Origin of the sequence: Aeromonas sp. FDAARGOS 1419 (assembly GCF_019047045.1) — a bacterium.
GTDB lineage: Bacteria > Pseudomonadota > Gammaproteobacteria > Enterobacterales > Aeromonadaceae > Aeromonas > Aeromonas veronii.
Genome location: NZ_CP077209.1, coordinates 1667918 through 1687359 on the forward strand (window position 1 = coordinate 1667918; position 19442 = coordinate 1687359).

Genomic DNA, 19442 nt, shown 5'->3' on the forward strand with positions numbered 1-19442 from the left:
ACGGGGCGGATTATACGCGCTCAGCCCGAAAAGTCCCACCACACGCCGCAATTGGCCTGGATGGTCAGCCTGCACGGCCCCCATAACAAATCGCCAAAATAAGAGGGCAGCCTGCTGGCTGCCCTCGTTTTGCTGACCCCGTGATGGGAGATGCTTTAACCCAACCGCTTGAGCAACTTCTCGGCTTCGGCGCGCTGGTGATCGCTACCCTGCTCCGCTGCCTCTTGCAGCAGCTCGCGGGCGCTATCCTTGTCGTCAATCTCGAGGTAGGCACGGGCCAGATCCAACTTGGCACCCACACCGCCGTCATCGGCATCCACGTCAAATCCGGTGGATTCCGGCAGCACCTCGGGGAAGCCATCGAGCCCCACATCCAGCGAGAAGCCTTGATAAGGCTCCTGCTCTGGCGCAGTGGCATCCGCTTCAGCCAGCAGCTTGTCGATCTCGACGTAGCCACTCTCCTGTGCCTGCTCACGGGGCTGGAGATCTGCCGGATGTGATTCCACCTCGGCGAACGCATCTTCGAAATCGGAGAGCGCCAGCTCGTTGGGATCCCACTCCAGATCCAGCTCGGCTTCCTTCGCCTTGACAGGCTCAAGACCGAGCTCGGCCAGCATGGCATCCGCACTCTCGTCAGCGTCCTCTGCGGCACTGAGATCAATGGCATTGTCATCTTTCCCTGTGGCGGACTCGTCGAGGGCATTGTCGAAATCGCCGAGATCGAAGCTCGCCAGATCGTCGTCAGCGGCGCCGACTTCGTCGATGGAGCTCAAATCAGGCTCGAGGTCGGCTGAGAGATCCGCATCCAGCTCGGCAAACAGGGCTGCCTGCAGCTCCTCTTCGCTCATGATCTCGTCAGCGGCCTTGGGCTTGGGGTTGAACTCGCTGGCCAGATCCATGGCGGGCTCGTTGGCCAGCGCAATGGGCTCATCCAGCGAGAGATCGAGATCCGGCACCAGATCCGGGTCACGACTGGCTGGCTGGGCCGCCATCCGCTCGGGCTCGAAGCCCTGCAGCTCCATCTCGCCGTCGTCGCTGAACACCAAGTCGACATCCGGCTTGGCGGCCGGCTCGTCAGGCTCCATCGGCATAAAGCCATCCGGGGTGTTGAGATCCGGCACCGGGCGCACCGGCTCGTTGTCGGTCACATCGACGCTCAGCAGATCATCAAACTCACTCTGCTCCTGATCCATCATCATGGCGGTGGATTCGGAGAGGCTCTTCTCCTGCTCTTCCAGCTCTCGGCGGGCACGGGCACGCAGCCACAGGGTCACCAGCGCCAATACCAGCAGCACCGGCAGCAGGATGATCATGGCGAGGTTTAACGGTGAGGAGAGCAGATCCATCAACCAGTTTTTCTCAGGCTCAAGCTCGGCTGCCACCGGCGGGACCGGTTGGGCCTTGAGCTCGGCAATCTCTTTTTGCAGCGCCGTCTGATCCTGCAGCTGGGCCTTGAGGGTCTCCACCTCTTCGGTCAGGGATTGCAGACGCAGCTTGAGCCTGTGGTTCATCTCGGTCACCTGGCCGAGCTGGGCATTGGCATCTTCCAGTGCCAGCGCCATCTCGGTAGCCGGTTTGCCCACCGGTTTATCCAGATCGGAAGGCAGAGGCGCCGGGGTGGTGCCTTCTGCAGCGCTAGGAGCAGGTGCTACCGCCTCTTTCGGCGCAGGCTCGCTCACCTTGGCCACTTCTTTGGTTTCAGCAGCCGGTTGCGGTGCCACCACCGGAGCGGGAATGGGGGCGGCTTTCGCCACTGGCAGCGGCGCAGGCGCAGCCTTCACCGGCTCGGTCTTGGCGGCTTCAACCTTCGCGGGTTTGGCGGCAGCCGGCTTGGCGGTATGGGCCTGCTTGTCAGCCAGATATTTGGGGCTTAACCCCTTCCAGCTGGCGTTATCGCTGCGGAACTTGGCGCGGGCCTGTGCATCAGTGATGACGCTCGCCTCGGCCGCAGTCGGCAGCAAAATGCGGGATCCCACCAGAATGTGGTTGATATTGCCATCGGCGAAACTGCGGGGGTTTTTCTCGTAAATCGCCACCATGGTCTGGTAGACGCTGACCCGATTGGAGGGGCGATATTTGCTCGCCAGGCTCCAGAGGGTATCGGTCGGACGAACAGGGCCATAGCTACCGGCATTGGCAGTGACCTGACGCACCACCGGCTGGGCGGTTGTACGCACCGGTTGCGCGACGGGTCTGGCGACCGGCTGCGCCAGCGGTTGGGAATTGACGGCGGGAGGTGCGGGTTCGTCAGGGCCTTTTAGCTCGACAAAAAAAGGCTCCCGCGCCGAGTCTTCAGCCTGGACGGTGCCCAGCAGACCCAATGCGAGTAGCGTTGCCAATGTTATGCGGGAATGTCCCATATTCGTTCCTTCGTATGACGGCCCTATCACATTGAAAAATCTGGATAGTTACCCCAAAACAGTCGGTTCAATATAAATCAGGCTCGCCTGGCAAGCCAGCAGTCCGACACATTTAGCACCCAACTTGACCCTGAGTGTAGGAAAAAACTTAATCAGTTGATATCGCAACAGAATCTTGAAGTGACGGAGTGCGGCATGGGTCACACCCCGGTTTGATCACAGGCCGGATGCGCAGCACTCCCTGCTGCGCATCTGTGGCATCTGACCAGCCTTACAGATAGTCGCGAACCAGCAGCTCGGCAATCTGTACACTGTTGGTTGCCGCGCCCTTACGAACGTTATCGGCCACGATCCACATATTGATACCACTCGGATGAGAAATATCCTGGCGCACCCGACCCACCAGCACCTCATCCTTGCCGGTTGCGTCACGCACCGGGGTCGGATAATCCCCTTCGTCATCAAACAGGGTCACGCCCGGCGCATTGCGCAGCAGGTCCTTGACCTGTTCGGCATCGAGCGGCTGGTGCAGTTCGACGTGTACCGCCTCGGCATGGCCGTAGAAGACCGGCACCCGCACGCAGGTGGGGTTCACGGCAATGCTGGCATCGCCGAGGATCTTCTGGGTTTCCCACACCATCTTCATCTCTTCACGGGTGTAGCCGTTGTCAGTGAAGCTGTCGATCTGCGGGATCAGGTTAAAGGCGATCTGTTGCGGATAGAGGGTCGGTTCCACCGGACGACCGTTGAGCAGATGAGCGGTCTGGCCCGCCAGCTCGCTGACCCCCTCTTTGCCGGAGCCTGACACGGATTGATAGGTGGCCACATTGATGCGTGCGATCCCCACTTCGTCGTGCAGCGGCTTTAGAGCCACCAGCATCTGGATAGTGGAGCAGTTGGGGTTGGCGATGATGTTGCGATTGCGAAAATCGGCCAGCGCATCCGGGTTCACTTCCGGGATCACCAGCGGGATATCTTCGTCGTAACGGAAGCAGGAGGTATTGTCGATGACGATGCAGCCGTGTTCGGCAGCAATCGGCGCCCACTTGGCAGAGACCTCGGCACCGGCGGAGAAGAGTGCGATCTGCACCTGGCTCCAGTCAAACTCCTCCACATCGAGGATCTCGAGGTTCTTGCCGCCAAAGCGCACGGTATCACCGGCGCTACGGCTGGAAGCCAGCGGATAGAGGGTCGCTACCGGAAATTCGCGCTCTTCCAGGATCTCGATCATCGCCTGACCCACGGCGCCGCTGGCACCCAATACCGCTACGTTAAACTGCTGGCTCATTCTGTTCTCCTCTGATAATGCTGCAATGGCGCCGGGTGGCGCCATGGTCGGCAGGCGCTCGCACGGCGAGATGACGCTGCCTGATATGGCTGAGCCAGCGCAGTAGTATCTGCGCCAGCTCAGTAAAAAAATGGTGGCGAGGTAGCCAGTACGGCTCACCCCTTCCGGTTATCTTCCAACTCCTAGGCCCCGATTCAGGGGCGTGACAGCGCAAATCCCAGCTCGCCCAGCGCCTGGTCGGCAAACGCCCCCTCAACCTGCAGGGAGGATAGTTCACGGCGCTCGGGGTAGTGTTTGCGCTGCTCGTCAAAGCTGCCGGGCAAGCCGAGTCGGGCCCGGAAACGGGCATCATCGCGGCGCACGTCATAAACCAGATGCACCAGCTGCTTGATCAACGCCTGATCCAATGCGCGGCCCGGCACCACCGCCTGCACATCGGGGGCAGGCAACAGCCGACTCAAATCCTGACGAGGCTGGCGTCCCAGCTGCTGGCAGAGCGCCTGATAGAGCATCCAGGTGCCGCGCGCCTTCCCCTCCAGGCTGTAACCGGCGATATGGGGGGTGGCAATCTCGGTATGGGGCACCAGCGCAGCCAGTGGCTCGGGCTCGTTCTCCCACACATCCATCACCAGTCGCAACGGCTTATCGCTCAGCTGGCGTGCCAGCAGGGCCCGGTTATCCCACACCTCGCCACGGGATGCGTTGATCAGGAGCTGCCCGGCAGGACGCGCGGCAATCTTCTCGGCATCGAGCAGATGGTAGGTCGCATCCGGCCCTTCACGGGTAATGGGCACGTGGAAACTGACGATATCGGCACCAAGAGCGGTCTGATAATCGACAAAGCCCGCATCGGGGGTATTACGCGCCTTGGGTGGATCGCAGCGCAGTACCCGCATGCCGAGCGCTTGGGCCTTGGCCGCCACACACTCGCCGGTATTGCCCGCGCCAATCACCGCCAAAGTCATGGCCGAGAGGTCGAGTTCGTAACGCTCCGCCAGCACCAGCAGGGCTGAGAGCACATAATCCCCCACCGAATACTTGTTGCAACCGGGGGCGCTGAAGAAGGGAATATTGCGGCTTGCCAGCAGCGCCTTGTCCACATGGTCGGTGCCTATGGTGGCGGTGCCGACAAACCCGAGTTTGGGGCTGGTCGCCAGCAAATCGCCGTTGACACGGGTGACCGAACGCACCAGCAGCACATCGGCATCCAGCAGATCGCGGGCCTGCATCTGCCGCCCGGGCAAGGGGATCACCTCGCCAAATTCGGCAAACAGCTCCACGGCATGGGGCATATTCTCATCAACGACTATCTTCATCGGGCTCTCTTTGGTCACAACCGCCACGGGGGCGCCATTCTAGCGCAAAGCCGCCCGAGATTTCAGCCTGTGATGCAATCCGGCGCGAAACGGGACCAGATTGCGCGGCAGCCGCTCCATACGCCCGCTCAAACAGAGGATGTGGCCACAAATGTGTAAGCAGAGGTAACAAACGTGCTGCTCGGCTTTGTCCGGGCATATCACGGTGGCACAATGCCCCTCTTTTTCCGCGATCGCCCATACCCACCATGCCGCCACACGCTTCGTCGCTCCCAACGTCAACCGCCTCACTCACCCGCAGTCAGGTGCTTGGATTCACTGCCCTGTTGATCCTGCCTCTGCTGCTGCTCGCCACCCTGCCCTGGCAGCCTTTTCTGACCGGCTCCCTGCAATCAGGCTGGTTATGGTGGTCATACGCCCTCACCCGCATGGTCGACCTTCCCGGGATCGGGGTCAGTGGCGCCCTCTTGCTGATGCTGACTCGCTACAAACTCAAACTGGAGCTGACCCCCTTCATTGCGCTGGGGTGTGCGCTGGCGGCCCTGCTCGCCAGCGACTGGGGGCTCAAGAGCCTGATCAAACACCTGACCGAAGAGCCCAGACCCTATCTGCTCTGGCTTGAGAGTCAGGCGCTGATCCCGGCCATCAAGAGCTTCTACGCCAGTAGCATCGATGTGCGCAGTGAACAGGTTCACGCCGCCAGCCAGTTGCTGGCCCTGCCAGAGTGGCTCGGCCACCACTGGCAGGACGAGGTGAACTACGCCTTCCCCTCCGGCCACAGTATCGCCGCCATCAGCCTGGCCCAGTTCTTTGGCCTTATCTGGCTGGCCCGCGCCCCTACGGGCGTCTGGCTGCTGCCGTTGTGGGCGCTAGGGGTTGGTCTGTCGCGCATGGTAATGGGGATGCACTGGCCGGTGGATGTGCTGGCCAGCGCCCTGTTGGGTACGCTCACGGCGCTAATTGCCGCCCGCTGGTGGCTGCACAGATATTGAATCGTGCGCCATCTTGGCGCGGCATCCTGCGTGGGATGGGAGGACAAGCCAGCGCTTTTTTGCCATAATGCCGCCTCATTTTATCCCGACCGAGATCCCATGACCGACGCAGTTCATACCCTCAAGGGCCGTTTCCGTGGTTTTTACCCTGTCGTCATCGATGTTGAAACAGCCGGGTTCAACGCCAAGACCGATGCCCTGCTCGAAATCGCGGCTTACACCCTGAAAATGGATGAGCAGGGCTGGCTCGTTCCCGATCAGGTATTCCACTTTCATGTCGAACCCTTCGAAGGGGCCAACCTGGAAAAGGCCGCGCTGGAGTTCACCGGCATCGACCCCTACAACCCGTTGCGTGGCGCTGTCTCGGAAAAAGAGGCGCTGACCGAGATCTTCAAGGGGATCCGCAAGGGGATGAAGGAGCAGGATTGCGGCCGCGCCATCATAGTGGCCCACAACGCCACCTTTGATCACGGCTTCGTGATGGCTGCCGCCGAGCGCGCTGGCCTCAAGCGCAATCCGTTCCACCCGTTTGCGACCTTCGACACCGCAGCCCTCTCCGGATTGGCGCTGGGTCAGACCGTGCTGGCCAAAGCGTGCCAGAGCGCCCGCATCCCGTTTGACAATAAAGAGGCGCACTCTGCCCTCTATGACACCGAACGCACCACAGAGCTGTTCTGTCATATCGTTAACCGCTGGAAGAGCATGGGGGGATGGCCGCCAGCGCATCCGGATGATGACACAACCGATGCCCCTGCCGACGATGAGGGGCAAGAATAAACGAATGAAGGCTGCCACTGGCAGCCTTTGCTTTTTTGGGGAAGTGATTGATTGCAAGGCGCACCGGAGATCGCTATCAAGGTCACTATCCACCGCTGCGCACGGGATGCACGGAGACAAACAGGTTACAAACCCTCATGTTGAGCAACCTTGTGCCACATGCTGCTGCGATATGAGGGGTTTGACTGATTTTTTACTCGACATTTGTCACATTTTTCGCAAACTAACTCCCCTTCACATGACAGACAGCAATAACAAACTATAAGGAAATCAAATGAATCCAGTTGTTATCGCAGTCGGGCTGATGCTGGTGCTCAGTCTGCTGCGGATCAATGTGGTGGTCTCGCTGGCGCTGGGGGCCATTGCTGGCGGCCTGGTCGGTGGGCTGTCGTTGACCGATACCCTCACCACCTTCAGCGGTGGCCTGGGCGGTGGCGCCGAGATTGCCCTCTCCTACGCCATGCTGGGCGCCTTTGCGGTTGCCATCTCCCGCTCCGGGATCACCGACCTGCTGGCCCGCAAGGTGATCAACCAGTTGGGCAAGGATGCCAGCTCGACCCGCATCATGTGGGTCAAAACCCTGCTGCTCTCTTCCGTGCTGGCCGTGGCGATCTCCTCCCAGAACCTGATCCCGGTTCACATCGCCTTTATTCCCATCCTGATCCCGCCGCTGCTGCATGTGATGGCACAGATGCAGATCGACCGTCGTCAGGTGGCCTGTGTCATCACCTTTGGCCTGACAGCTACCTATATGGTGCTGCCGGTCGGCTTTGGTGGCATCTTCCTCAACAACATTCTGGCCAAGAACCTGATCGATAACGGCGTGTCCATCACCACCAGCCAGATCCCGCTGGCGATGGCCATTCCGGTCGCCGGTATGGTACTGGGCCTGCTGATTGCGGTATTCATCAGCTATCGCAAACCGCGCCAGTACGATCTGGCCAAGATCCTGGACGCCGAGCCCGAAGCGGTCGAGCTCAACCTCACCCACATCTGGGTGGCCCTGCTGGCCATTGGCGTGGCGCTGGGGCTACAACTGATGACCAACAGCATCGTACTGGGTGCGCTGGCCGGTTTTGTCATCTTCACCTGCGGCGGCGTCATCAAGTTTCGCGAAAGCCAGGATGCCTTCACTCAGGGGGTGCGGATGATGTCGCTGATCGGCTTCATCATGATCTCTGCCGCCGGTTTTGCCGCCGTGATGAAGGCGACCCACGGGGTCGACTCTCTGGTTCAGGTGGTCGCATCTGGCATCGGCCAGCACAAAGGTATCGCCGCCTTCCTGATGCTGCTGGTGGGTCTGCTCATCACCATGGGGATCGGCTCTTCCTTCTCCACCGTACCCATCATCGCCACCATCTATGTGCCGCTCTGTCTGCAGCTCGGCTTCTCACCAATGGCGATCATCGCACTGGTCGGTACCGCAGGCGCGCTGGGGGATGCGGGTTCACCGGCCTCCGACTCGACGCTGGGCCCCACCTCCGGTCTCAACGCCGATGGCCAGCATGACCATATCTGGGACAGCGTGGTGCCCACCTTTATTCACTACAACATCCCGCTGGTGATCTTCGGCTGGATTGCCGCCATGGTGCTCTGATAGCCCCTCGGGCTGCGAACTCTGCACGTCACAATGCACAACAAGAAGGCGACCAGATGGTCGCCTTCTTCATTGATGCCAACCAATTACCCCACTCAATATGAATAATGGCTGCCAGCCAGACAAAGCCTCTGAGCGGCCACCTAGTCGCCACCCCTTACGATTGCCGGAGTCAGCGGGCGCAATGCTGTCACTCCCCATCCAACTATCCGCCCAAGTGCACACGTCCCAACGCTTGCCAATACAAAGAAACGGCTGCCAGCCCAGACCTATGGCAGAACGGCGGATGATACCCAACCACGTCACAACCGCCTGTCGAGTAGAAAAGGTATTCTCTCTTTCCCCGACATCCAGTCATCAAATAGTGGCCATCATGCGCTCCCCCATGTAACGGCTTATGCCGATCTGGCGTTCAGTAAGAACACAGGGTAAACCGCAGGCAGAAAAAAAGGCCGCTCAATGAGCGGCCTTCTTCATAACGGGATCAGCAATCAGCTTTCGCGACGCTTGCCACCGAATTTGCGATCTTTGTTGAAGCCACCTTCACGGCGCTCCCCGCTCTTGTTGAACGGACGGTCACCCTGGGGACGGCGATCCTTGTTGAAAGGACGGTCGCCACGGAACGGACGATCACCACGGGGCGGACGGCTGCTGGTGTTGCCACCGGCCGGCACTTCGGTGTAGCGGGCGATTTGCAGCGGACGCTGGCAAACACGGGCTTTCTTGATCACTTCCAGCACATCGGCGGTCATGCCTTTCGGCAGATCGACGGTGGAGAAGTCATCAGCGATGTCAATGTTGCCGATGAAGCGGCTCTCGATGTTCGCTTCGTTGGCGATGGCGCCCACGATCTGGCCCGGCTTGACACCGTGATGGGCACCCACGTCTACACGATAGCGCTCCATCTCCACGTCCGGGTTGTCTTTCAGCGGACGCGGCTCCAGAGACGGCATGCGACGGGCAGGACGCTCGCCACGGTCACCGAAGTCACGACCACCACGGTCGTTGAAGTCACGGCGCTCGAAGCCACCACGATCGTTACCAGCGTTCAGCAGCGGATCCGGAATGGAGTCATCCAGCAGCAGCGGTTGGTCACCCTGTACCAGCTTGGCCAGTGCGGCAGCCAGCTCCAGCGGATCGGCAGAATCCTCTTCGATCAGCTCGTTCACCAGGTTGTGGTAGATCTCGAGCTCTTCACCCATCATGGTTTCGCGGATGCGCTCCTTGAACTTGGCCAGACGATGCTGGTTGATGTCCTCGGTGCTCGGCATCTTCATCGGCTCGATGGCCTGACGGGTTGCGTGCTCGATGGCGCGCAGCATACGACGCTCGCGGGGAGCCACGAACAGGATGGCTTCGCCTTTACGACCGGCACGACCGGTACGGCCGATACGGTGAACGTAAGATTCGGTGTCGTACGGAATGTCGTAGTTCACTACGTGAGTAATGCGCTCAACGTCCAGACCACGGGCGACAACGTCGGTGGCGATCAGGATATCCAGCTGGCCTTGACGCAGTTTGTCGACGGTACGCTCACGCAGTTTCTGCGGGATGTCGCCGTGCAGCGCTTCACAGGCGTGACCACGGGCGGCCAGCTTGCCTGCCAGCTCTTCGGCAGCGTTCTTGGTACGCACAAACACCAGCAGGGCTTCGTAGGATTCCACTTCCAGCAGACGGGTCATGGCGTCCAGCTTGTGCAGACCGGTTACCTGCCAGTAACGCTGGCGAATAGTGGTAGCGGTAGCAGTCTTGGAGGCGATCTTGATCTCTTTGGGCTGCTTCAGGTGCTTCTGGGCCACACGACGGATCTGTTCCGGCATGGTGGCAGAGAACAGGGCAACCTGACGAGTGCTCGGGCACTGCTCCATGATCCAGTCAACGTCGTCGATGAAGCCCATACGCAGCATTTCATCAGCTTCGTCCAGTACCAAGGCTTTCAGGCCGGAGAGATCCAGGTTCTTGCGACGGATCAGATCCATCACACGGCCCGGAGTACCGACGACAACCTGAGCACCGCGACGCAGGGCGCGGGTCTGGGTTTCGTAGGAGGCACCGCCGTAGATGGGCAGTACATGGAAATCAGGCATGTGGTGGGCGTAGCGTTGGCACGCTTCAGCCACCTGCAGCGCCAGTTCGCGGGTAGGCGCCAGCACCAGGATCTGGGTGTTGCGGTTACCAGCTTCCAGACGAGACAACAGAGGCAAGGCAAAAGCAGCGGTCTTCCCTGTACCGGTTTGCGCCTGCCCCAGCAGATCGTGTCCCGCCATCAGGTGGGGAATTGCTGCGGCCTGGATCGGTGACGGGCGCTCATAGCCCACGTCCTGCAGCGCTTTCAATACAGGCGCGGCCAGTCCAAGCTCACTAAAAAGGGGCAGTTGTTCGGTATCAGACATAGATTCTTCCAGATTAAGGCAGGCGGCTAACACCGCGGAATAGCAAAAAGGCGGCGATTATAGCGCCACTTTGTTCTGCTGTCTTGAAAAATGTGATAAGCCTCTCAAGACGTTGGCAATTATAGAGGGATCTGACGAGTATGGCTTGCTTATTTTGCACTCATAGTGCGTTATTGCAGATCACTCCTCGCTGGAGTCCTTGCCCCGCTTGTGTTTGAGCACCGCCATGGTCAGTCTGCTGGTGCATAATAAACGCTCACGTTCGTCCCGAATTTCAATCTGCCACACCTGGGTCGTCGCCCCCAGATGGAGCGGTGTGCAACGCCCGGTCACCACCCCTTCCCGTTTAGCTCGCAGATGGTTGGCATTCACCTCCAGCCCTACACAGTAACTATCTGGCCCTACCGCCATATTGGCCGCCAGCGACCCAAGCGTCTCCGCCAGCACCACGGATGCGCCACCATGCAACATGCCAAGAGGCTGGTGGGTTCGGTGATCCACCGGCATGGTCGCTTCCAGCCAATCGGCGCCAAAAGCGGTGTAGACGATATCGAGATGGGCCATCAGGGTGTTGCGGGAGGTGGCGTTGAGCCCCTCCAGACTCATGGGTTTACGCCAGATGGGCGCAATATCGTGACTCATTGCGAGCAGACTCCTTATGTAGCGATGAATGCGTACCGATATGGGTGAAACGACCTCCATCGGCAACATGGTTCTGTTATATGAGTTGTTGGTTACCAGGTGACGTGGTAACAACGCAGCCCCGACCCGGCGCTGCGTGTTACACAATCATGCCCTTAAGCTGGATGTCACCAGGGGTAGGTAACGCCGGGCCACTCGGCCCAAGGCACATCTCGCCCCGGCAAGCGGGGGTCTGGCCACTGCCACACCCTGGCGAGCCACTCGCGCAGCTGAATCTCCAGCTCCTCATCCGTGATGGGCGCCTCGGCCACCTTCCAGAAGAAGAGCTCCACCGCTACCTCCGGCAACACCGAGGGGTAGAGATAAACCCCACCCCAAAATTGCGGCTCCCGATCCGGACTCCAGAGGCCATAGGCGAACGAGCGCTTGGCCAGAAACTCCGACTGCTGCCACTCCAGATCTCCTTCGTGCTGGCTCAGGCTGAAGTTGGACGAGGGCCAGAGATCGTTCGAGCGAAACAGCTGATGAAGCTGCTCGCGCTCGCGCAACATGGCGACAAACTCCACCACCGCCTGAGCAGGAGTGGCGGGTAACAGCAAGAAACGTGGATGTCGATAGGCCTTCGGCACCCGAAACCGCTTGGGAAACGTCAGCATCAGAGCAGCTCCAGCAGGGCTTGCAATGGATGTTTGAGCTTTTCCCCCTCCATCCGCTTGACCTGACTGCGGCACGAATAGCCAGTTGCCAGACAGCGCGCTTTGGGTAGACGGGCGAGCGGGTCGGCCCAGCTCAACCCATAGATGCCCTTGGAGTTCTCCACCTGTTTGACGTCGTGACCATAGGTGCCCGCCATACCGCAGCAACCGACCGAGACTGGTTGCAGTTTGGCGCCGAAGCGGCCAAACAGGGTACCCCAGTCACCGTGAGTGGAGGGCTTGGCTGTCTTCTCGGTGCAGTGGGCAAACAGATACCAGGGCTCACTCCCCTCCTCGCTCTTTGCCTTGTTGGCGCTGGCAGGCAGTTGATCTGCCGGCAGCGAGAGCAGCCACTCCTGCGGCAACAACACCTGAAAATCACCGCGGGCCGACCCCAGCGCCTTGGCATACTCGTCGCGATAGCAAAGCACCATGGCCGGATCCACCCCCACCATGGGAATGCCAAGCGCCGCCACCTTGTTGAGGAACTGGGCGCTGTTGGCAGCAGTGCGGGCAAAGGCACGCAGGAATCCCTTGATATGCTGGGGTTTACCGTTGGGTTTAAAGGGCAGCAAGTAGGGCTGGAAGCCGAGCTTGCTGGCGAGTTTCACCAGGTCGCGCACCACGGGGGCGTCGTAATAACTGGTGAAGGGGTCCTGCACGATCAGCACCACCTGCTTGCGCTGCTCGGCGCTCATCCGCTCCAGACCCGGCAGATCAAAATAGCGGGCGCGGTTGTCGTGCAGACTCTCGGCCAGGGTCGGCACCGAGAGCAGCGGCACATCGACCATGCCGATGCTCTTCTCGGTCGCCTTCTGGGCCCACTCTTTTTCGAGGAAGAAGTTGACCAGCTTCGGCGCCTTGGCAAGCAGCGGCGCATAGCTCTCCACCGTGCCGACGAAGTAATCCTTGGGGGCGCGCAGGTAGCGGCCGTGGTAGAGCTGCATAAAGCGGGCGCGAAAATCGGGCACATCCACCTTGATCGGGCACTGGCTGGTGCACGCCTTGCAGGCCAGACAGCCCGCCATCGCCTCCATCACCTCGTGGGAGAAGTCATACTCGCCGCGCTGTTTGGCCCAGCTGTTGCGCACCTTGTCCACCAGCTGTTTGAAGCGTACGCCACCGGATTGCAGCGCCACCTCTTCCGCCAACGGGTCGAAGCCCTGCTCCGCCAGCTGACGCAACCATTCACGCATCAGACCCGCCCGCCCCTTGGGGGAGTGGCGGCGATCACGGCTGATCTTGACCGAGGGACACATGGGGGAGTCGGTCTCGAAGGTGAAACAGAGGCCGTTGCCGTTACAATCCATGGCGCGGGTGTAGCTGGTGCGCACCGCGAGCGGGATCTGGCGGTCATACTTGCCGCGCTTGGGCCCATCCACCGACACTAACTCAGCGCCGCTACCGTAGGGGATACAGATCTTGCCCGGGTTGATGCGGTTGCCCGGGTCGAATACCCCCTTGACCCGCTGCAGCTCTTCCCACAGCTCGCCAAAGAAGGCGGGGCTGTATTCGGAGCGAAAGCCCTTGCCATGCTCGCCCCACATCAGGCCGCCATATTTGGCGGTGAGCGCCACCACCTGATCGGAGATGCGGCGCAGCAGCACCTCCTGCTCGGGCTCGCACAAATCCAGCGCCGGGCGCACGTGCAGCACACCGGCATCGACGTGGCCGAACATGCCGTAGTCGAGGCCGTGGGCATCCAGCAGGGCACGAAACTCCATGATGAAATCGGCCAGAGATTCGGGCGGCACCGCGGTATCTTCGGTAAAGGCCACCGGCTTCTTGCGACCTTCGGCATTGCCCAGCAGCCCCACCGACTTCTTGCGCATGGTGTAGATGGTCTCGATGCTCGGCAGGTGGTCACACACCTGATAGCCGATGATCCCCGCCTCACCCTTGGCCAGCAGCGCATCAATACGGCGACAGAGCTCCGCCACCTTGGCCTTGTGTTCTGCTTCATCGGTATCGGCAAACTCGACGATATTGAGCCCCTGCAGATCCTTGCCGGGCACATCCTGAATAAGTTCTTTCACCGAATGCCAGATGATGTCGGCGCGGGCCAGCCCGAGCACCCGGGAGTCTACCGTCTCCACCGACAGCGCTTGGGCCTCAACCATAAAGGGGGCGTTGCGCAGGGCGGAGGGAAAACTGTCGTACTTGACGTTGACGAGCGTCCGGTAGCGCGGGATTGGCGTGATATTGAGTTTGGCTTCGGTGATAAAGCCGAGAGACCCTTCAGATCCGCACAGCACCCGGCTCACATCCAGCGTGTCGGTATCCGGTTGATAGAGGTGCTTGAGATCGTAGCCTGTCAGAAAGCGGTTGAGCTTGGGGAAGGTCGCCTCGATGTCGGCGCGGCGCTCCTTGCCGATGCGATAGAGGGTGCGATAGATCTCTCCTTCGCGACTCTCCAGCGCCAGCTTGTCGGCCAGTCGCTCACCGGTCAGCAGCTCGGTGGCCATGATGTCGCCATTCTCCAGCACCGCCTTGAGACCCAGCACGTGATCCGAGGTTTTGCCGTAGACCAGAGACCCCTGCCCCGAGGCATCGGTGTTGATCATGCCCCCTAAGGTGGCGCGATTGGAGGTGGAGAGATCCGGCGAGAAGAAGTAACCGTGGGGCTTGAGATAGGCGTTGAGCTGGTCTTTCACCACCCCGGCCTGGGCTCGCACCCACCCCTCCTCCAGATTAATTTCCATGATCTGGTTCATATAACGGGAGAGATCGACGATAATGCCGCCGCCCAATGACTGGCCATTGGTGCCGGTACCGCCACCGCGAGGGAAAAAACTCAGGGAGGCGAACGCCGGCTCTGCGGCCAGCTTGAGCATTGCTGCTATGTCGTCCGCACTGCGCGGATAGAGAACCGCCTGAGGTACTACCTGATAGACGCTGTTATCCGTCGCCATCGCCAACCGGCTTGCATAAGACTTTTCGATATCACCACGAAATGCGCTGCGCTCTAGCAACTCAAGAAACTGCAGGGTTGCGGGTGACAAACTGTCCTGGTAATCGAGTCTCGGGATCATGAATCCTTGTTCCCATCCTTTGCTTGATGCCGGCACGCCGGCGACAACGACTGGCCAGCCGCCTGTCAATGGCAGTCAGGCCAGTCCGCTCACATGTGAGCGGGCAGTATATCAGCTAGAAAACCGCTTGCGCTTGGCAATATTCACCATTTGAAAGGAGGACTTTTATGGCTCACCACAGCCATGTTATCAGTACGCTGGTCACCACCGAAAAACAGGCGCTTACCCTGTCGCTGTTCGGTTGTATCACCTTTGCCATCTTCGGCATCGGCTACGGCCTCTTCGTCGGTTCCAACGCCATCATGCTCGATGGTATCTTCACCCTGTTCAGCATGGGCATGACAGGCCTCGGTCTTGTTACCGCCTATCTCGTTACCCGCCCTTCCGATGCGCGCTTCCAGTATGGCTATGCCCACTTCGAGCCCATCACCAACGTCATCAATGGCACCATTATTCTGCTGCTCTGCCTTGGCGCTCTCTATAGCGGCATCACCACCCTGCTGGAGGGAGGACGGGAGATCGATCTCGGCCACGCTCTCATCTATGCCGCCGTCTCCACCTTCTTCTGCGCCATCATCTATCGTATCGAAGCCCAGGTCGCCGAGCAGGTAGACTCCGAGCTGGTGCGGGTCGACTCCAAGGAGTGGCTGGTGGATACCCTGCTCAGCGCCACCCTGCTTATCGGTTTCGTGGTCGCCATCGGCCTCGATGCCATCGGCTACGGCCAATACAACCGCTACATAGACCCAGTGCTGGTTTCGCTACTGGCCCTTTGCGCCACTCTCATTCCCATCAAGGTGCTCGGTCGCAACCTGCGGGAAGTGTTGAAGATCGCCCCCAAGGGAGATGTGCCACGGCAAGTCGAGCAGGAGATCGAGGCGCTGCGCCAGCGCCACGGCATAGAGTGCTACAGCCATCTGGCCAAAAGCGGTCGCCGCTTCGATCTGGAATTGAACATTCTGGTGGCGCCGGGTCAGGAGTGGCCCGTCGAACGTCAGGATGCCCTGCGCCAGGAGCTCTGGTCTCGCCTTGGCGACACCCTGGGCGATGCCTGGCTGTCGGTCTGTTTCACCCGTGAAAAGCGCTGGTTGTAACGACCGCATGGGGGAGCGTGGCACCGCCGCCTCCCCCTGTCGCATCACAACCCCATCACGCCCCACTGACACTGCTCTTGCCAAATTGGCGCCAGCCGCTATCATCAGGGCTCATTTTTCACCCGAGGTTTTATTGCCCATCATGGACAATCCCCGAAGTTGCCCTTCGTCTCTCTCTGTCAAAGCCTATCTTTTTCTGCTTAATCAGCGCCTCTGAATAACACCTTTGCCTTGCTGTTACTGCGGCCATCGTGCGCCGTGATCACTCTCTGCTCTGTCTGTTTTTATTGAGGTCATACAATGGAATTGCTGCTGGATCCCCATATCTGGATTGGTCTGTTTACCCTGATCATTCTGGAAATCGTGCTGGGGATCGACAACCTGGTCTTTATCGCCATCCTGGTGAAAAAACTGCCCCCCGCCCAACGGGACAAGGCGCGCATTATCGGCCTGTCGCTGGCCCTGCTGATGCGACTAGGACTTCTGAGCGTCATGTCATGGCTGGTCACCCTGACCACCCCGATTTTGCACCTGTGGGATCACCCCTTCTCCGGTCGGGACCTGATCCTGATGGGGGGCGGCCTGTTCCTGCTGTTCAAGGCCACCTCCGAGCTGCACGAGCGGCTGGAAGCCAAACCTCAGGATGACGGCCCTGTCGGCGCCTACGCCAGCTTCGGCGTGGTGATCGCCCAAATTCTGGTGCTCGATGCGGTCTTCTCGCTCGACTCCATCATCACCGCCGTCGGCATGGTGGAACACTTGGGTGTGATGATGGCCGCCGTGACCATCGCCATGGTGGTGATGGTGCTGGCCTCCAAGCCGCTGACCCGCTTCGTCAACGCCCACCCTACCGTGGTGGTGCTCTGTCTGAGCTTCCTGCTGATGATCGGCTTCAGCCTGGTGGCGGAAGGATTCGGCTTCCATATTCCGAAGGGCTACCTCTACGCAGCCATCGGCTTCTCGGTGCTGATCGAGTTTTTCAACCAGCTGGCCCAGCGCAGCGCCATGCGTCACGAATCCAAACAGCCCCTGCGCGAGCGCACCACCGCCGCCATCTTCAAATTGATGGGCAGCAAGGCCTATCAGGATCAGCCGGATGACGATCTGGATGCCCCGGCCGTAGCGCCGGTGAGCTTTGGCGAGGAGGAGCGCTATATGGTGACCGGCGTGCTGTCGCTGGCCGAGCGCTCCATTCGCACCATCATGACCCCGCGCTCGGAGATGGCCTGGATCGATATCAACGACTCCAGCGACGAGATCCGCGCCCTGCTGCAGCGCGAGCCCCACAGCCTGTTCCCCATCTGTGACGGGGATCTGGACGAGGTGATCGGAGTGGTCAAGGCGCGGGACCTGCTGTTTGCCCTCAACGAAGGGCAATCCTTAAGCGCGCTGGCCAAGCAGAACGATCCCATAATCGTGCCGCAGACCATCAACGTGATCCGCCTGCTGGCGGAGCTGCGCAAAGCCAAGGGGAGCCTTATTCTGGTCTCCGACGAGTTTGGCGTGATCCAGGGGCTGGTCACCACCCACGATCTGCTGGAGGCCATCGTCGGCGAGCTGCCGGACGAGGACGAAACCCCGGATATAGTGCGCGATGGCGAAGGGTGGCTGATCAATGGCAGCACCAACATCCACCATGTGGAGCAGGTGCTGGAGCACGAGGGGCTGGTGAGCGAGAGCGACGAGTACGTGACCCTGGCCGGCATGCTGCTCTCCCACTTCGGCACCCTGCCCACCCCGGGCCAGCAGCTGCAACTGCAGGCGCTCAACTTCGAGGTGCTGGAGGTAAGCGAGCGGCGCATTGAGCGGGTACGGGTGATGCCGGTCGCTGGCTAATCGAGCCGCAACGCAATCATGAGAAGAGGGCCAGCGAGCCCTCTTTTTTTATTCGCCTTTCATTTGCATGTGATGCACCGATTGCAACACCCTCTCTGCCCCGCCAGCCATCCGCCGCGACGTTCATCCGCAGTCAGTCGCGATTGCTGCATTCAGTGCAATTCAATGGTGCAATTACCCCTCTTTGTTGCAACGCTATTGGCGGCTAGAGTCACCATCAATCCCACCATGAGGAACTCAAGATGAGCCACGATCACCTGTTTTGCCCGCAGCGACTGGGTCAGCTGCACCTTGCCAACCGCATCGTCATGCCCCCCATGACCCGCTCCCGTGCCAGTCAGCCGGGTGACGTGGCCAACGCCATGATGGCCACCTACTACGCCCAGCGCGCCGAGGCGGGCCTGATCATCAGCGAAGGCACCCAAATCGACCCCATGGGCAAGGGCTATGCCTGGACGCCGGGCATCTACAGCGCCGAGCAGATCGCTGGCTGGAAGCTTGTGACCGATGCCGTGCACGCCAAGGGGGGCACCATCTTCGCCCAGCTCTGGCACGTGGGCCGAGTCACCCATCCGGACAACATCGGCGGCGCCCAGCCCATCTCGGCCTCGGCCTTGCCCGCAGTGGGCGTCAAGGTGTTCGTCGATAATGGCAGCGATGCGCCGGGCTTTGTCGAGACCGTCACTCCGCGCGCCATGACCCAGGCCGATATCGATGCGGTGGTGGGCCAGTTCCGTCAGGCGGCCCGCAACGCCATCAGCGCCGGTTTTGACGGCATCGAGCTGCACGCCGCCAACGGATATCTGATCAACCAGTTCCTCGACTCCGAATCCAACGCCCGCACCGACAATTACGGCGGATCGCTGGAGAACCGGTTGCGCTTCCTCAAAGAGGTGACCGAGGCAGTCAGCAGCGAAATCGGGGCTGACCGGGTCGGGGTGCGCCTTGCGCCGCTCACCACCCTCAACGGCACCGTCGATGCCAATCCGCAGGAGACCTATCTGGCGGCCGCCAGCCTACTGGGCCAGCTCAACGTGGTCTACCTGCACATTGCCGAGGCGGACTGGGACGATGCCCCCCTGATGCCGGAGAACTTCAAGCAGGGTCTGCGGGATGCCTTCCCCAACACCCTGATCTACGCCGGTAAATATGATGGCAAGCGGGCTCGCGCCGCCCTCGACGCGGGCTGGGCCGACATGATTGGCTTTGGCCGCCCCTTCGTCGCCAACCCGGATCTGCCGAACCGGCTGCGTCACGGCTATCCGCTGGCCCCCCACGATCCGGCCACCCTGTTTGGCGGCGGCGAGAAAGGGCTGACCGACTACCCCGTCTATCAGGCTGATGACGCAACCACCAGCCGCTGATTGCCGATGACCAATCGGCCACGTGAAGCAGGCCCCACAGGTTGGGGCCTGCCGTA

13 protein-coding genes are annotated in these 19442 nt (G+C 60.5%); 6 read left to right on the forward strand and 7 right to left on the reverse strand.

From position 1 onward, the window contains the following. Nucleotides 1–155: 155 nt before the first annotated feature. The 3 genes from I6L49_RS07300 to I6L49_RS07310 all read right to left on the reverse strand — a co-directional run bounded on the left by I6L49_RS07300 (nucleotide 156) and on the right by I6L49_RS07310 (nucleotide 4964). Entirely contained in the window at nucleotides 156–2360 is a 2205-nt protein-coding gene (locus I6L49_RS07300) for a FimV/HubP family polar landmark protein (protein ID WP_216951008.1), read from the reverse strand. Between the two features lie 271 nt (nucleotides 2361–2631). Then, the gene (locus I6L49_RS07305) at nucleotides 2632–3648 is read right to left on the reverse strand and encodes an aspartate-semialdehyde dehydrogenase (RefSeq protein ID WP_005344937.1); all 1017 of its coding nucleotides are present in this window, start codon (nucleotides 3646–3648) and stop codon (nucleotides 2632–2634) included. A 194-nt stretch (nucleotides 3649–3842) separates the two neighbouring features. Beyond that, nucleotides 3843–4964 (reverse strand): 4-phosphoerythronate dehydrogenase, encoded by a 1122-nt coding sequence (locus I6L49_RS07310; RefSeq protein WP_216951009.1) that lies wholly within the window; start codon nucleotides 4962–4964, stop codon nucleotides 3843–3845. 248 nt (nucleotides 4965–5212) lie between these two features. On the opposite strand from I6L49_RS07310, the gene I6L49_RS07315 reads away from it, so the two are divergent. The 3 genes from I6L49_RS07315 (at nucleotide 5213) to I6L49_RS07325 (ending at nucleotide 8330) form a co-directional block, all read left to right on the forward strand. Continuing rightward, nucleotides 5213–5956 (forward strand): phosphatase PAP2 family protein, encoded by a 744-nt coding sequence (locus tag I6L49_RS07315; protein WP_216951010.1) that lies wholly within the window; start codon nucleotides 5213–5215, stop codon nucleotides 5954–5956. A gap of 99 nt (nucleotides 5957–6055) precedes the next feature. Beyond that, the gene (rnt, locus tag I6L49_RS07320; RefSeq protein ID WP_005333780.1) at nucleotides 6056–6733 is read left to right on the forward strand and encodes a ribonuclease T; all 678 of its coding nucleotides are present in this window, start codon (nucleotides 6056–6058) and stop codon (nucleotides 6731–6733) included. Between the two features lie 274 nt (nucleotides 6734–7007). Then, the gene (locus I6L49_RS07325) at nucleotides 7008–8330 is read left to right on the forward strand and encodes a Na+/H+ antiporter family protein (RefSeq protein ID WP_129503823.1); all 1323 of its coding nucleotides are present in this window, start codon (nucleotides 7008–7010) and stop codon (nucleotides 8328–8330) included. Between the two features lie 491 nt (nucleotides 8331–8821). Here the strand turns inward: I6L49_RS07325 and I6L49_RS07330 are convergent, their stop codons facing one another. The 4 genes from I6L49_RS07330 to I6L49_RS07345 all read right to left on the reverse strand — a co-directional run bounded on the left by I6L49_RS07330 (nucleotide 8822) and on the right by I6L49_RS07345 (nucleotide 15092). Then, complete coding sequence (locus I6L49_RS07330; protein WP_216951011.1) at nucleotides 8822–10723, reverse strand: DEAD/DEAH box helicase; 1902 nt, start codon at nucleotides 10721–10723, stop codon at nucleotides 8822–8824. Nucleotides 10724–10903: 180 nt separating this feature from the next. After that, entirely contained in the window at nucleotides 10904–11365 is a 462-nt protein-coding gene (locus tag I6L49_RS07335) for a hotdog fold thioesterase (RefSeq protein WP_139747391.1), read from the reverse strand. Between the two features lie 167 nt (nucleotides 11366–11532). Then, on the reverse strand, nucleotides 11533–12021 hold the full coding sequence (locus I6L49_RS07340) for a hypothetical protein (RefSeq protein ID WP_216951012.1): 489 nt from the start codon (nucleotides 12019–12021) through the stop codon (nucleotides 11533–11535). Beyond that, nucleotides 12021–15092 (reverse strand): FAD-binding and (Fe-S)-binding domain-containing protein, encoded by a 3072-nt coding sequence (locus tag I6L49_RS07345; RefSeq protein ID WP_216951014.1) that lies wholly within the window; start codon nucleotides 15090–15092, stop codon nucleotides 12021–12023. Before I6L49_RS07345 ends, I6L49_RS07340 begins: the two co-directional genes overlap by 1 nt. Nucleotides 15093–15259: 167 nt before the next feature. Between I6L49_RS07345 and I6L49_RS07350 the strand changes: the two genes are divergently transcribed. From I6L49_RS07350 to I6L49_RS07360, 3 genes are all read left to right on the forward strand, one after another. Then, a complete protein-coding gene (locus tag I6L49_RS07350) occupies nucleotides 15260–16186 on the forward strand; it encodes a cation diffusion facilitator family transporter (protein WP_042080468.1) in 927 nt (308 codons plus the stop codon). Nucleotides 16187–16486: 300 nt separating this feature from the next. After that, nucleotides 16487–18022: a TerC family protein gene (locus I6L49_RS07355; RefSeq protein ID WP_216951016.1), complete on the forward strand. Its 1536-nt coding sequence runs from the start codon at nucleotides 16487–16489 to the stop codon at nucleotides 18020–18022. A 242-nt stretch (nucleotides 18023–18264) separates the two neighbouring features. Next, nucleotides 18265–19386: an alkene reductase gene (locus I6L49_RS07360; RefSeq protein ID WP_216951017.1), complete on the forward strand. Its 1122-nt coding sequence runs from the start codon at nucleotides 18265–18267 to the stop codon at nucleotides 19384–19386. The last annotated feature ends 56 nt before the right edge of the window (nucleotides 19387–19442 follow it).